This window comes from Dechloromonas sp. ZS-1 (genome assembly GCF_039649255.1).
Classification (GTDB): domain Bacteria; phylum Pseudomonadota; class Gammaproteobacteria; order Burkholderiales; family Rhodocyclaceae; genus Azonexus.
The window spans coordinates 470,453-484,343 of the sequence record NZ_JBDIYD010000001.1 but is presented as its reverse complement, the minus strand read 5'-3'; the positions used below and the strand labels follow the sequence as shown (position 1 = coordinate 484,343).

The following is a 13,891-nucleotide window of genomic DNA, read 5'->3' as shown; positions in this document are numbered from 1 at the left end:
GCTTTACGCTCTTTTAGACGGGAAAGACGACATTGATCTGGCCGGTGCCGGACGAACCGAAGTACGGCGTCACCACCTCGGCCTGGCCGGTGTAGCTTTCGCCGCCCAGGACGCCGAGCAGCATCGCCGTGTCGTGCATCATCCCTTCGCCGTGGCACTTCGTTGCGTACTCCGGCAACATGCCGCAGAAGGTCTTCCAGTCACCCTTTTTCCACAACTCGACGACGTGGTGATCGACGGTTTCCAGGAACGGGTCCCAGACCTTGTGCAGGAATTGCTCGGACACGCCGTTCTGGGCGAAGCGGTGCGACAGCGAGCCGGAGGCGAGCACGGAGACAGTGCCGTCGTACTGTTCCTCGATCGCCTTTCTTACCGCCTGACCGAGCACGATGGAGTCGGCCAGGTTGTGCACCGTGCACAACGCCGACACCGAGACCACCTTGAACTGCTTGTCCGGGTTCATGTAGCGCATCGGCACCAGGGTGCCGTACTCCGGCGCCAGGCTGGTCGCGTCGTGAGCGCGGGTATGCACGCCCATGGCCGTCGCCGTGTCGGCGATGGCCTTGCCCAGATCCGGGTTGCCGACGTAGGAGAACGGCAGGTTCTTGATGAAGTGCGGCAGCTCGTTGGAGGTGTAGATGCCCTCCCAACTCGGTGCGCAGTTGATGTGGTAACCGGAATTGACCAGCCAGTGCGTATCGAAGACGACGACGGTGTCGACGCCGGCCTCACGCATGCGGCGGGCGATCTCCTTGTGACCGTCGATGGCGGCCTGACGGCAACCCTTGTGCGGCCCGTCCTGCTCGGACAGGTACATCGACGGCACGTGGGTGATCTTGGCGGCTAAAGCGAGTTTTCCCATGATTGTCTCCTCCGTGCGTCCTCAGACGCCCCAACGCGGGATCGGGTGGCTGCCGTAGGACACGGCGATGTTCTTGGCTTCGCAGAACACTTCGTAGCTGTAGTGGTTGCCTTCGCGGCCGGTGCCGGAGGCCTTGGAGCCGCCGAAGGGCTGGCGCAGGTCGCGCACGTTCTGGCTGTTCACGAAGGTCATGCCGGACTCGATGGCCTTGGCCAGGCGGATGGCGCGGCCGGTGTTGTTGGTCCACAAGTACGACGACAGGCCGTAGATGGTGTCGTTGGCAATCTGGCTTGCTTCTTCTTCGGTCTTGAAGCGGATGATGCACGGCACCGGCCCGAAGATTTCTTCCTGGGCGATGCGCATCTTGTTATCCACCCCGGCGAAGACCGTCGGCTGGACCCAGAAACCGTTCTTGAACTTGTCGTCGACCGTCGGCGTACCGCCACCGAAGACGACTTCAGCGCCTTCCTGCTTGCCGAGTTCGATGTAGTAATTGACCTTTTCCTGATGGCCCTTGGAGATCATCGGACCGATGATGGTGCTCAGGTCGGTCGGGTCGCCGACCTTGATCTTCGCTGCGCGGGCGGCGAAATCGGCGACGAACTTATCGTAGATGCCAGCCTGGACGATGATCCGCGAGCCGGCGGTGCAGCGCTCGCCGTTGTTAGAGAAGATCATGAAGATGGCGGCGTCGAGGGCGCGTTCGTAGTCGGCGTCGTCGAAGATGATGAAGGGCGACTTGCCGCCCAGTTCCATCGAGAACTTCTTGAGGCCGGCCGACTTGACGATGCGGTTGCCGGTGGCGGTCGAACCGGTGAAGGAGATCGAACGCACGTCCGGGTGGGCGACCAGCGGCTCACCGGCGGTGTTGCCGAAACCATGGACGACGTTGAAGACGCCCGCCGGGATGCCGGCTTCGAGCGCCAGTTCGCCCAGACGGTTGGCGGTCAGCGGCGACAGCTCGGACATCTTGAGCACGGCCGTGTTGCCGAAGGCCAGGCAGGGTGCGGTCTTCCAGGTGGCGGTCATGAACGGCACGTTCCACGGCGAGATCAGCGCGCAGACGCCCACCGGCTGCCACAGCGTGTAGTTCAGGTGGCCGGTGTCGGAATCGTAGGTTTCGCCGTGCATGTGCTGAATCAGCTCGGCGAAGTAGTTGAAGTTGTCGGAGGCACGCGGCACCAGCACCTTCTTGGTCTGGTAGGTGACCTGGCCGGTGTCGGCGGTTTCCATGTCGGCAATCGGCTCGACATTGGCGGCGATCAGCTCGCCCAATTTGCGCACCAGGCGGGCGCGCTCCTTGACCGGCGTGGCGGCCCAGCCCGGGAAAGCGGCCTTGGCGGCGGCCACTGCGGCATTGACTTCGGCTTCGCCGCCGCTGGCAACGGTATCGATCACTTCGCCGGTCGCCGGATTGACCGTTTCGAAGGTCTCCTTGCTCTCGACCTTCTGGCCGTTGATGATGTGCTTGATCATGCTGTTCTCGCTTTCTTTAAACGGGGGCGAACCAGGTCTGGTCATCGACGATGGTGTTGACCAGACAGCAGACGTTTTCAACTTCGGTTTCGATGACATCGCCCGGCTTCACATCGGCCAGGCCTTCCGGCGTGCCGGTCAGGATGACGTCGCCCGGATTGAGGGTCATGAAGGACGACAGGTATTCGATCAGGGTCGGGATGTCGAAAATCATGTCGGCGGTCGTGCCTTCCTGCGTCGTCTTGCCATTGACGCGGGTGGTCAGCTTGAGCGCCATCGGGTTCGGCACATCGGCGGCATCGACCAGCCACGGGCCGAGCGGCGTGCAGGCGTCGCGGTTCTTGACGCGCAGGTTCGGGCGGTAATAGTTCTCGAGGTAGCCGCGGATGGCGTAGTCGTTGGCCACGGTGTAGCCGGCGACCATGTCCATCGCCTCGGCCTTCTTCACGTTCTTGCCGGTCTTGCCGATGACCACGGCCAGCTCGCACTCGTAGTGCATGTAGGTGGCGTCAGCCGGACGGCGCGTATCGGCCTTGTGACCGGTGATGGTGTTCGGCCCCTTGAGGAAGACGAGCGGCACTTCCGGTGCCTTGAAGGCGAGTTCCTTGGCGTGGTCGGCGTAGTTCAGGCCGAGCGCGAAGACAGTGCCGACTTCGACCGGCGGCAGCCATTGGAATTCGCCCTCGCTGAGCAGTCGACCGTCGGCGAGGCGAACGCGGCCCGCATTTTCAACACCTGCGTCCGTCACCTGATGGACGGCGCCGTTGTAACTGATCCGACCGTGCTTCATGCGGCGACTCCTTGTGCGATGGTGAAATTCAGGCTGCCCAGGCCTTCGGCGCTGAGGCGGACGGCGCTGCCGGCCTTGGCCTGCGGCGCCTGGTAGCGCACGCCGACGAGCAGCACGTCGCCGGCATTGAGGGTCATCCATTCCGAGACATCGGCCAGCAGTTGGGCCGGCTGGCGGATCAGATCATTGAGCGGGCGACGATCCACGACCTCGCCATCGATTTCGGTGACCAGGGTCAGGCCGGCGATATCGACCAGCGGCTTGACCGAGGACAACGGCAGCGCACCGTCGAAACACTTTTCCTTGATCGCCGGGCGGTAGTAGCTGGCGTGCGGCAGGCTGAGATCGGCAGCGAGCACCAGGCCGCTGACGTGACCCAAGGCATCGGCCGCCGTCACGCGGGCGGCAGCCTGGCCGATGACCAGACCGACGGTGGCGGCGACTTCGACCGAATGGGCACCCTGCGGCAGGTTGACCGTCGAACCACATCCAACACGGGTGTTGGCCGGCTTGATGTAGAGCACCGGGGCCTTCGGGGCACCCTTGTACGGGGCCTCCTCGAGCGAACCGATTTTTTGCACGGAGACGGCATCGTTGAGGATGACGCCGTAAGCCGTGCCGCGAACGTGTTGCTTGATCATGGATTCAGACTCCGCTCAGCCGAGGAAATGCACCAGGCCGAGGCACAGGGTGGGGAAGAAGACCAGCGCGATGATGCGGATGAAGTCGGAGGCGAGGAAAGGCATCACGCCCAGCGCCGTGTCCTTCATCGGGACATCCTTGGCGATCTTGTTGATGACGTAGAGGTTCATGCCGACCGGCGGATGCACGAGGCCGATTTCGACCACCATCAGCGCCAGGATGCCGAACCAGATCGACTTGTCCTCGACACTCATGCCGAAGAAATCCAGACCCATGACCATCGGATAGAAGATGGGAATGGTCAAGAGGATCATTGCCAGCGAATCCATCACGCAGCCGAGCAGGATGTAGATGAGCAGGATGGCGAACAGCACGACCAGCGCCGGCAAACCGCTGTTCTGCACCCACAGCGCCAGCTCTGTCGGCATTTGCGACAGGGCCAGGCTGGAGTTGAGCAGATCGGCGCCGATCAGGACCATGAAGATCATGCCGGTGGCGTGGGCCGTGCCATAGACGCTCTGCAGGAAATCCTTGGTGCGCATGCCGCCGGAGACCGCCGCGATGATGCCGCAGGCGGCCGCGCCGATCGAGGCGGCCTCGGTCGGATTGGCCCAGCCGCCGTAGATGCCGACGATGACGACGAGGAAGACGCAGAGCACCGGAATGATGTTGATCTGGGCCTTGATCATCTCGCCGAAGGGCACTTTCTCACCGGCCGGGCCGGCAGACGGGTCGCAGCGGACGATAATCGCGATCACCAGCAGGTAGCCGAGGGCGGCGATAATGCCGGGCACGACGGCCGCGACGAACAGCTTGCCGATCGATTCCTGGGTCAGCACCGCGTAGATGACCAGCGGGACGGAGGGCGGGATCAGGATGCCCAAGGTGCCCGAGGCAGCCAGCGTGGCCGTGGACAGCTTGCCGGAATAGCCGTGCGACTTCAGTTCCGGCAACGCCACCTGACCCATGGTCGCGGCGGTGGCCAGCGAGGAACCGCAGATCGCGCCGAAGGCCGCACAGGCAGCCGTCGAGGCCATCGCCAGACCGCCGCGCCAGTGGCCAATCAGCGTGCCGGCGGCGCGGAACAGCGCCTTGGACAAGCCGCCGTGGGTCGCAAACTGACCCATCAGGATGAAGAGCGGGATCACCGCCAGGTCATAGTTGGAAACCCGGGCATAGACCAGGTTGTTCAGGGTGTACATCAGGGCCGAGGTTTCGCCCTGGTTCATGACGAGATAGATGCCGGCGCCGGTGATGAACATCGCCATCGTGATGTGCACCCGCACGGCGAGCATGGCCAGCAGACAGCCAAAGCCGATCAGGCCGATGGTGGTACCGCTCATTTGTGGGCTCCCGGAATTTTCTTGGTGGGATGGAAGGAGGCATAGGCCCGGTAGAAGGCGCAAACCGCCATCAGCACGATGCCCGGCACCAGCAGCGCGGTCGGAATCCAGAGCGGCAGCGAGACCAGGGTCGTGACCTCTTGCGATTCATAGGTGGAAATCGCCGACAAGACGGTACGCCAGGCGAGCAGCACCGAGACACCGCCGAGCAGCAACTCGGCGATACCGTCGATCGGGCGCTTCAGGGACGCACGCATGTTCTCGGTGAAAAAATCGACCTTGATGTGTTCGCCGAGCAGCGTGCAGTACGGCAGAAACGCCGTTGCTGCCACGGCCGTCCCGGCCTGCATCAGTTCGATGTCGCCATTGACCGAGCCAAAGCCCAGTTTGCGGCCGATGATCGAGACCAGCGACATCGCAATCAGCGCGATAAACAGGACACCGCCTGAAATCGCCATCGCCTTGCCGGCCATGATCAGGTAGTGCTCGACCGCGTCGTGCTCCACCAGATCATGCGGCATACCCATCGGATCCTGCATGCTGTTCTCCTTGATCCTTGCCTTACTTGGTCGTGCCGGTCAGTTCGCGGGCAGCGGCAATCAGTTTCTTGCCATCCAGACCCTTTTCACCAACCTGCTTCGCCCACTCGTCCTCGACGCTGGCCGTCGCCTGCTTCATGGCCGTGACCTGGGTGGCGCTCAGGGTGGTGATCTTGTTGCCCTGTGCCGCAATCCGCTTCTTGGTGTCGGCAGCGACCTCATCGAACATCGCGCCGAACTTGCCGACCATGACTTCACCGGTGGTCTTGTCGACGATGGCCTTCAGGTCAGCCGGCAGGCCGTCGTACTTCTGCTTGTTCATCAGCACAGCGAGTACGGTGGCCGTCGGATAGGCGACGCCGGTATCCGGCTGCAGATGGAACTTGGTCACTTCGGACAGCTTGGTCGGATAAACCAGTTCCCATGCACCCAGCGAACCGTCCACCACGCCCTTGGCGATGGCTTCCGTCACCTGAGCCGGCGGCATGGCGACCGGCTGACCACCGAGCGCCGCCAGGGTCTTGGCGCCAACACGGGTCGAGGTACGCAGCTTGAGGCCGGCAAAACCGGTCAGGCCGGCAATCTGCTTGCTGGCGGTATGCACGGCCTGGCCACCATCGGTATGGAAAGCCAGCACCTTGTAGGCGGCGAACTCCTGCTGCGCGTGCTGCTGGTAGTACTTCCAGAGGGCCTTGGAACTGGAACTTGCATCCTTGACCATGAACGGCAGCTCGAAGGCTTCGATGGCCGGGAAACGACCGGCAGAGTAGCCGGGACCGGTCCACACCACGTCAGCGACGCCATTCTTCACCTGGTCAGCCAGTTGGGCCGGCGTGCCGCCCAGCTGCATGGCCGGGTAGAACTGGCACTTGATGCGGCCGGCCGACGCCTTGCCCATTTCATCGCACCAGGGCTGCAGCACTTTCTGCTGGGTCGGCGCAGCGGACGGCAGAAAGTGGGCAATCTTGAAAGTGACTTCCTGTGCAGCGGCCGACAGGGACAGGGCAGACAGGGCGGCCACAACAGTCAATTGACGGGTGTTCATTCGACATCTCCTCTTTTGAGTAATGGTTCAGCGTTTTGCTTGTTAATATGTTAGTGATTAAATCACTACGATATTAGTAAGTCAACGGGCCGGCGACAAAATTTGCGGGATGAAATTGAGGGGTAAAAAGGCGTTGACCGTCGGGCAGGAAACACCCGCCAGACGGTCCGATCGCGATGTTCAGACGCGCTTGAAAAGCGGGCTGCGGACCTGCTGGGCATCTGCCGCCGAGAAGAATTTCTCGGTGTAGATGTCACGTTCGAAGAGGCGGCCCTGCATCAGCGTGGTGATGCAGGCTTCGATCATGATCGGGGGGCCGCAGAGGTAGGCTTTCTGGTCCCGGAAATCATTGTCGAAGTGGGCCTTGGCGGCTTCATGCACGAAGCCGCGGAAGCCCGTCCAGCCGCTGTCGGCCGGCTCGTCGTTCAAGGCCGGGACATAGGTGAAGTTCGGGTACTGGGCAGCCAGATCGAGGAATTCCTGGTGGTAATAGAGTTCGCCCTGATTGCGCGCGCCGTACACCAGCGTGATCGGCAGGGTGCTGCCCTCTTCCAGCAGGTCGAGGATCATCGAGCGCGGGCTGGACAGACCGGAACCGCCGGCCATGAACAGGGACGGCACATTGGCCGACTTGTGCACGAAGAAACGACCATACGGGCCGGACACGGTGACCGCATCGCCGACCTTGAGCTCGTTGTGAATCCAGGTCGTGCCGGCACCGCCGGGGACGATGCGGATGTTCAGTTCGATCTCGTCGCCGGTCGACGGGGCGTTGGCGAGCGAAAAGGCGCGGTGGCCGAGGTCATTCGGCAGGTTGAAATTGACGTACTGGCCGGCCTGGAAATCGAGGGCTTCGTCCAGCTTGAGCCAGATGCCCTTGATGGTCGGCGTCAGATCTTCAATCCGGCTGACCACGCCGTGGAAATCGCGGACCGGAATGTCGCGGGCGTCTTCGTCGATTTCCATTTCGACTTCGATGACCGCATCCGATTCCAGCGTGGCGCAGCAGGCCAGGGCCTTGCCCTCTTCCCGCTCGTAATCCATGAGCGCGAAGCTCGATGCGTTCTGGTGGTCGACCTCGCCGTCGGTGATGCACACCTTGCAGGTGGCGCAATAGCCCTGGCCGCAAGCGTGCGGCAGGTAAATGCCGGCGCGCAGTGCGGCGTCGAGCAGGGTCTGGCCATCCTCGACTTCGATGGTCCGGCCAAGGGGCTCAATGGTCAGTTCGTAGCTCATGACAGTCTCTCCGCTGGGAAATCCGGGCTACCGGACGGGTCGACCGTCCGGCGCACCGTGTGCGTTTTTAGTAGCCGGTACCGGCAATGCCATCCAGGCCCGGGGTGCGGAAACGGATCAGGTCCTTGTGACCGATACCGTTCTCGGCCAGGCTCTTGTTGCGATCCGGCGTGAAGCTGTTCTTCCCGTTCTGCCAGAGGGCCTTGTCCCAGTCGATCTGCGCCCAGTCCGGGTGATAGCTGAAGCACTCGGCCATCTGCGCGATGATCGTCGAGAACGGCGTATCCGGCGTCAGGGCGACGACGAAGGGGCGGGAGAACATGCGGTGACGTTCCCAGTTGATGTACACCAGCTGGCGGCCCTTGTAGTTCTCCAGGGCGTCGCGGGACTTGAATTCATACGGCGCCAGGGTTTTCAGCATCGTCATGGCGTTCTCCTCAGTTCTTGGTGGCCTGTTCGCGCCAGGCAGCGAAATTCTTCTGATCCTCGGAACCGTTGAAGTCGCCGAGGGCCCGCTTGTCGAGCTTCCAGTAGTCGAGAATCTGCTTGCCGGGCTGGAAGTCCGGGGCATTGACATCGACGCCTTCCGGCTCGCAATTGCCCTGCAGGACCTGGTGCGAGGAGATGAAGGTCTGGATGTACTTTTCCGGCTCGTGCTCGAAGATTTCCTGGCAGTGATCCGAGCAGAAGTGGAACTTCTCGCCCTGATAGGTCGTCTCGCGGAAGCACATTTCCATCGGGTCGCCCGGCTCGTTGAATTTGATGGTGCTGACGCAGACCTGGCAGTTCATCGGGGCCGTCTGGTTGTTGAAACGTTTGCCGGCCTTTTCCTGGGCGTCGAAGAACTCCAGCACCGGACGGTAGTACTGGTCGAAGGTGTTGGGATACTTCTCGGACAGCCAGTCCATTTCGTCCGGCGTCGGAATCCAGGTATGGAACGGCGTGGCCTGCGGCTTCATGTAGAAACCGATCCAGGACTGGTGCGAGACGTGTTCCTTTTCCTCGATGGTCTGGCTGAAGCACTTCGGGATGGTGATGCCGTAGCGGGCCAGATCCTTGAACAGTGCGCCGCCGTTTTCCTCGACGTACATTTCCCAGGCTTCCTTGAAGCTCATGATGCGCTTGGGCAGCATGTAATCCATCATCATGCCGACGGACGCGAGCTTGCGCGTGCCGCGCCAGGTCCACTTGTCGATCCAGCGCTGGACGATGGGCAGGTTGTCCGGGTCCTGTTCGAGCATGAACTTGATGCATTCCAGGCCGAGCGTCATGTGACGCGCTTCATCGGATTGGGCCGAGAAGCCGACGGTCATCGCCGCCATGTCGCCGTTGTAGGCGGCACCGGAGATGAACGGCACGAACAGGATGTTGGTCAGCACGTATTCGAAGGCGAAGCCGATGGCGACCATGAATTCGAACGGGCCGGCGGTGATCGCGTCATCGAAGAAGGACTTGCCGTCAGACAGGTACCACATGCGGGACTGCTGATGGGCGAACTCGTCCATCCCGTTGTAGTACTTGTTGTAGTTCGAGATCGAGTGGATCTGCGTCTGGAAGTGACGGTACTCGTCGACCGCCTGCATCTGGCAGGCGACACGCGGGCCGGCGCCCTGCATGTGACGGCCCATCATCGAGAAACCGCGCGCCGCCATCAGCTCCAGCGGCGGGGTCGAGCCGAGGAAGAGCTTCAGCACGTTGATGTAGCGGGCGTCGGTGACCGACAGGTGGCCGTTGTTCTGGTTGAAGCCGTCGAGAATCGCGTACAGCTTGCGCTCCTTCTCGGACTGGTACTTCCAGTAGGCGTCCATGGTCAGGCGGAACGGATCTTCCCACTTGTCCCAGTCGTGAATCTTGATGCCCTCGTACGCGGTCTGCGGGAAGACCTTGTCCATCGGCTGGTAGGTCGTGTCCCACGCGAGATCGCGGGTCATCAGGGTGTAGCGCTCCTTGAGGCCGAGCTTCTTGCTAGCTTTCATATCCATGGTGTTCTCTCCTTGGCAGCCGGAATCAGGAATTCCAGCTCAGGGTGAATTCGTCGTCGGTCTCGTCGAGATGGCCGGAAATCGTGATCAGGTGCAGTTGCAGTTCCTGCAGATCAAAGGCACGGCCCATCTTCTCTTCGACGGTCTCGCGCTTGATGACCAGGCGGTTCGGCACGTCGATCTTCACCATCGACGGCTGGTCATCGACCATGGCGTTCGGGTTGTCTTCGAGGATGGCCTCGACGATGCAGCGGGAGTCGTCGTTCTTCTGAAAGGCGATGAAGGCGTTGGACATGGTGCTTCCTTTACAGGGCGATGCCGGCCTTGGCGGCGCGGGCAGTCAGGTTCTGGACGAGTTCTTCGAGAATCGCGTCGGCTTCGTCGCCGAAGGCCAGGGCAGCAACCGGCTTCAGGGCGACCAGGGCACGCTCGCGCCAGGCCTTGATCCAGGTGGCGAGCTGCGCCTTGTTCTCGGGATTGTCGGCAGCGCAGGCCTTGAGCACGGCGTCGAGCCACTTGCTGGTCTCGCCGAACCATTCGCGCTGGAAGCGGGTCAGCATCGAGAAGACCGGGCCGTGCGCGGCGTTCAGCTTTTCGTTGAAGCGCTCGTAGATCAGCGGGTAGAGCAGGCCTTCAAGCGCGAAATCCTGGGCGATCAGGACTTCGAACCAGTCCTGGCCGACCATCACGTCTTCCATGTAGCGGCGCAGTTCCTGCCATTCGGCGCCTTGCAGCCAGGCGGTCTTGGCCTCGGCCAGGGCATCGAGGTCGTTGAAAGCGAGGCCGAGGCGGCTCACGTACTGGGCGACGCCCAACTGGTCCATCGACGCGTAGCAGGCGGCCTGCGACATGGCAATGCCGTAGGCGTAGGAAGAGACATAGGCCTTGTTCAGGTTCGAGCCCCAGGCCACATGGCGCAGCGGCAGGAAGACCTTGAGCGCGCGTTCCTTGCCGGCGGCCGGGTAGGCGGCGGCGAGGCCGAGGTCCTCGACCAGATCGAAATCACCTTCGGCGATTTCCTGCATCTTGCCGCGCGCCAGGGTCCAGGCGCCGTAGTAGTACTGGCGCGGGTCCTTCAGGGCATACCAGTCCTTCATGGTGATCGCGGTGCGGCGCGTATCGAAGATGTCGCGTTCCGGTTCCCAGGTCGGGCGGTAGTGGTAGTTTTCCACCGGCTGCAGGTCCATGGTCGCTTCCAGATAGCGCGAAGCCGGCTTGTCGGCGCCCATGCGGCGCGCCAGGTGACCAAAGGTCTGGCGCAGCGGCGTGATGCTGACCGTCCGCAAATCAATTGCCATGTGTGTCTCCTCGAAATAGATGTTGGGATGCGGTCGACCGCACCGAAAATGCAAAAACCCTTAACGGAAACGCTGGTGCGTGGCCTGATGCATGCCCCACTGGAAATCGGCGGCATCGCCATCCGGCTTGGTCATGTCGTTCAGGAACTCGACCTGGTTGTCAGCACAGAAGGCCTCGAAGGCGGCCTTGGGCATGACCAGCTCGGCGCAGACATCGGGATCGCCGACCGCAAACTCGAACTCGATCATCCCGTTGGGCAGGGTGCCCATGACGCGCACGAACTTGCGCGTGATGTCGAACGAACCAGATGCCATGTCTCTCTCCTCCATGCCACGACCACACGGTCGCTGTCTCATGGCTGCATTAAAACTTTTACTAAGATATTAATAAATGGACGTTTGGGGAAACGACTTGTACTTTTCGTAACCCTCAGCCGTGTTCGGCGGCGCGAAACTGGCTGGGCGGCATTCCGGCGCGTTTGGTGAAAAAGCGCGAGAAGTAGGCCGGATCGGCAAAACCGAGCTGGTAGCTGATTTCGGTGACAGGCACGGCGGAGTAGCGCAACAGGCGACAGGCCTCCTGCAGCAAACGCTCATGCACCACCTCTTTCGACGGCCGGTTGGCCATGCGCCGGCAGATGTCGTTCAGGCGCGCCTCGGTCACCTTGAGATGCCCGGCGTAATCGGTGAGCGTCAGGTGATCGCGGAAATGCGCTTCGACCAGATCGCAAAAACTCAGGAAGACGCGCAGATCTTCGCTCCGTTCCGGACGGGCGACGGTCGACGTGCCGTGCGCCGTCAAAATGCGCGCCAGTTCGATCAGAATGCCCTGCCCGAGCGCCAGCAAGGCGGCCGCTCGACCTTTCTCGTCCTGCCCGAATTCCTGCTGCAGCAACTGCACCCAGGCCAGGAGGCGCTGGTAGGAAGGTGTCTCGGCCACGTCGGCGAGTTCGACAAAGGCCGGTTCGCGCAAGAGCGATTCCGGCCACTGGCCCGGCATGGACTGAAACCAGGCCCGCACCACTTCCTGACGGATGGTCAGCACGTGGCCGTCGGAGTCTTCCTCGGAATAAAAGGCATGCGGGATGGTCGGCGGCGTGAAAATGAGCAAGGGGGCCTTGCCGGCATAGACCTGACCATCCAGATTCAGGTTGATGCTGCCGCGTTCCAGCAGGTGAATCTGAAAAAAACAGTAATGGCGATGGGCCGGCGTGTTGCGCCCGAAAAAGTCGGCGAGGCGGCCGAAGGTCTCGTAATGGATCTCGCACTCGGGATCGCGCTGATCGTAAGCCCGCCCGATATGGATGTCGGGAATGGGCTGGACGCCACCTGTTTTCATGCCAATGTCTCCTGCGCCGTTGCCGATCTACCCCGGCAATCGTTAATATATTAAGGTAGTCTAAAGACAGCCTCCCCTCCCGGTCAATCATCCGGCTTCGCCATGCCCCGCAAACTTGCCTACCGTAACCTGCCGCAACTCTTCCTCCGCGCCCGCGAGGAACTCTTGTGCCATTTCCGCCCGATCATCACCCACTTCGGCCTGACCGAGCAGCAATGGCGCATCCTGCGTACGGTGAACGAGACCGGACAGCTCGAACCGCGCGAGATCTGCGAGATCTGTCAGATCCTCAGTCCCAGCCTGACCGGCGTCCTGTCGCGCATGGAAGACATGGGCCTGGTCACCCGCACCCGCATGGCCGAGGACCAGCGCCGCGTCATCGTGCGCCTGACGCCCAAAGCCGAAGCCCTGGTCGCCGAACTCGGGCCGCTCATCGTCGAGCAGTACAAGATCATCGAACAGGCCTTCGGGCCGGCCCTGATTCAGGAACTCTACGAGGTCATGGACAAGGTGATTTCGGCCGAGCGCGGCCCGATTCCGCAAGTGCCGCTGCCCCCGCGCAAGAACTGGGACTGAGCGTCCCCATGCCGCTGCTCACGCCGGAGCAGGCCCTCGGATTTCTTGCCGCAGCCAGTCTGCTCACCCTCGCGCCCGGCCCCGACAACCTGCTCGTCCTCGCCCTGGGGGCCAGCCGCGGGCGGCGCGCCGGAATGGCCTTCGGCCTGGGCTGCGCGGCCGGTTGCCTGAGCCACACCCTGCTCGCCACACTCGGCATTGGCGCGCTGATCGCTGCCAGCCCGCTCGCCTTCGGCATCCTGAAAGGCGCGGGTGGGCTCTACCTGCTCTGGCTCGGCATCCAGGCCCTGAAAAATGCGGCCCCGGCGACGGTCGACCGTCGCCCGACACCGGATGACACCCCCGGCCAGCTTTTCCGCCGTGGCTTGATCGCCAATGCGATCAATCCCAAGGTGGTCGTGTTTTTCCTGGCCTTCCTGCCCCCCTTCGTGGCGCCGGGGCGGGGTGACATGGCGCTGCAGATTGCCCAGCTGGGCCTGCTCTTCACCCTGCAGGCCGCCCTGCTGTTCAGCCTGATCGCCATCGCAGCAGGCCGCCTGGGCGGCTTGCTTGCCCGCTACCCCGGCCTCAGTTGCCGCCTTGAACGGACCACCGGCCTGCTCTTCGTCCTGCTCGGCCTGCATCTCCTGTTTGTTGCCTGAGCATCGGTTGCGTTTCCCCAGCGACCGGCCAAGGCTTGGCCCGCGCCCCCGGCAAAGGCTAAGATGGCGGACTGCCCGGCTCATGCAGGCGTCCTGCCCGGGCCGGCAACAATCAACAACAA

16 protein-coding genes are annotated in these 13,891 nt (G+C 62.4%); 2 read left to right on the top strand and 14 right to left on the bottom strand.

Going from position 1 to position 13,891, the window contains the following annotated elements; all coding sequences use genetic code 11:
• Positions 1-13: 13 nt before the first annotated feature.
• From hpaD to hpaA, 14 genes are all read right to left on the bottom strand, one after another.
• The gene (gene hpaD, locus AACO21_RS02420; protein ID WP_346190886.1) at positions 14-862 is read right to left on the bottom strand and encodes a 3,4-dihydroxyphenylacetate 2,3-dioxygenase; all 849 of its coding nucleotides are present in this window, start codon (positions 860-862) and stop codon (positions 14-16) included.
• Between the two features lie 21 nt (positions 863-883).
• Positions 884-2,338, bottom strand: coding sequence for a 5-carboxymethyl-2-hydroxymuconate semialdehyde dehydrogenase (hpaE, locus tag AACO21_RS02415; protein WP_346190885.1), 1,455 nt, complete (start codon positions 2,336-2,338; stop codon positions 884-886).
• Between the two features lie 16 nt (positions 2,339-2,354).
• Complete coding sequence (locus tag AACO21_RS02410) at positions 2,355-3,128, bottom strand: fumarylacetoacetate hydrolase family protein (RefSeq protein ID WP_346190884.1); 774 nt, start codon at positions 3,126-3,128, stop codon at positions 2,355-2,357.
• On the bottom strand, positions 3,125-3,769 hold the full coding sequence (locus AACO21_RS02405) for a fumarylacetoacetate hydrolase family protein (RefSeq protein ID WP_346190883.1): 645 nt from the start codon (positions 3,767-3,769) through the stop codon (positions 3,125-3,127). The genes AACO21_RS02410 and AACO21_RS02405 overlap by 4 nt, the downstream gene beginning before the upstream one ends.
• Positions 3,770-3,784: 15 nt before the next feature.
• On the bottom strand, positions 3,785-5,113 hold the full coding sequence (locus AACO21_RS02400; RefSeq protein ID WP_346190882.1) for a TRAP transporter large permease: 1,329 nt from the start codon (positions 5,111-5,113) through the stop codon (positions 3,785-3,787).
• Positions 5,110-5,652, bottom strand: coding sequence for a TRAP transporter small permease (locus AACO21_RS02395; protein ID WP_346190881.1), 543 nt, complete (start codon positions 5,650-5,652; stop codon positions 5,110-5,112). The genes AACO21_RS02400 and AACO21_RS02395 overlap by 4 nt, the downstream gene beginning before the upstream one ends.
• A 22-nt stretch (positions 5,653-5,674) precedes the next feature.
• The gene (locus AACO21_RS02390; protein WP_346190880.1) at positions 5,675-6,697 is read right to left on the bottom strand and encodes a TRAP transporter substrate-binding protein; all 1,023 of its coding nucleotides are present in this window, start codon (positions 6,695-6,697) and stop codon (positions 5,675-5,677) included.
• Between the two features lie 180 nt (positions 6,698-6,877).
• Positions 6,878-7,933: a phenol 2-monooxygenase domain-containing protein gene (locus tag AACO21_RS02385; RefSeq protein WP_346190879.1), complete on the bottom strand. Its 1,056-nt coding sequence runs from the start codon at positions 7,931-7,933 to the stop codon at positions 6,878-6,880.
• Between the two features lie 67 nt (positions 7,934-8,000).
• Complete coding sequence (locus tag AACO21_RS02380; protein WP_346190878.1) at positions 8,001-8,360, bottom strand: phenol hydroxylase subunit P4; 360 nt, start codon at positions 8,358-8,360, stop codon at positions 8,001-8,003.
• A gap of 10 nt (positions 8,361-8,370) precedes the next feature.
• Positions 8,371-9,915 carry a YHS domain-containing protein gene (locus AACO21_RS02375; protein WP_346190877.1) on the bottom strand — a complete coding sequence of 515 codons (1,545 nt, stop codon included), beginning with the start codon at positions 9,913-9,915 and terminating at the stop codon, positions 8,371-8,373.
• A gap of 25 nt (positions 9,916-9,940) precedes the next feature.
• Positions 9,941-10,210, bottom strand: a complete 270-nt coding sequence (locus AACO21_RS02370) for an MmoB/DmpM family protein (RefSeq protein WP_346190876.1) — start codon at positions 10,208-10,210, stop codon at positions 9,941-9,943.
• A 10-nt stretch (positions 10,211-10,220) separates the two neighbouring features.
• The gene (locus AACO21_RS02365) at positions 10,221-11,213 is read right to left on the bottom strand and encodes a phenol hydroxylase (RefSeq protein ID WP_346190875.1); all 993 of its coding nucleotides are present in this window, start codon (positions 11,211-11,213) and stop codon (positions 10,221-10,223) included.
• A gap of 60 nt (positions 11,214-11,273) precedes the next feature.
• Entirely contained in the window at positions 11,274-11,528 is a 255-nt protein-coding gene (locus tag AACO21_RS02360) for a phenol hydroxylase subunit (protein WP_346190874.1), read from the bottom strand.
• A gap of 115 nt (positions 11,529-11,643) precedes the next feature.
• Positions 11,644-12,552: a 4-hydroxyphenylacetate catabolism regulatory protein HpaA gene (gene hpaA, locus AACO21_RS02355; protein WP_346190873.1), complete on the bottom strand. Its 909-nt coding sequence runs from the start codon at positions 12,550-12,552 to the stop codon at positions 11,644-11,646.
• A 102-nt stretch (positions 12,553-12,654) separates the two neighbouring features.
• Here hpaA and hpaR point away from each other — a divergent pair, with 102 nt between their 5' ends.
• Complete coding sequence (gene hpaR / locus AACO21_RS02350; protein WP_346190872.1) at positions 12,655-13,128, top strand: homoprotocatechuate degradation operon regulator HpaR; 474 nt, start codon at positions 12,655-12,657, stop codon at positions 13,126-13,128.
• 8 nt (positions 13,129-13,136) lie between these two features.
• Entirely contained in the window at positions 13,137-13,769 is a 633-nt protein-coding gene (locus AACO21_RS02345; RefSeq protein WP_346190871.1) for a LysE family translocator, read from the top strand.
• Positions 13,770-13,891 lie beyond the last annotated feature (122 nt).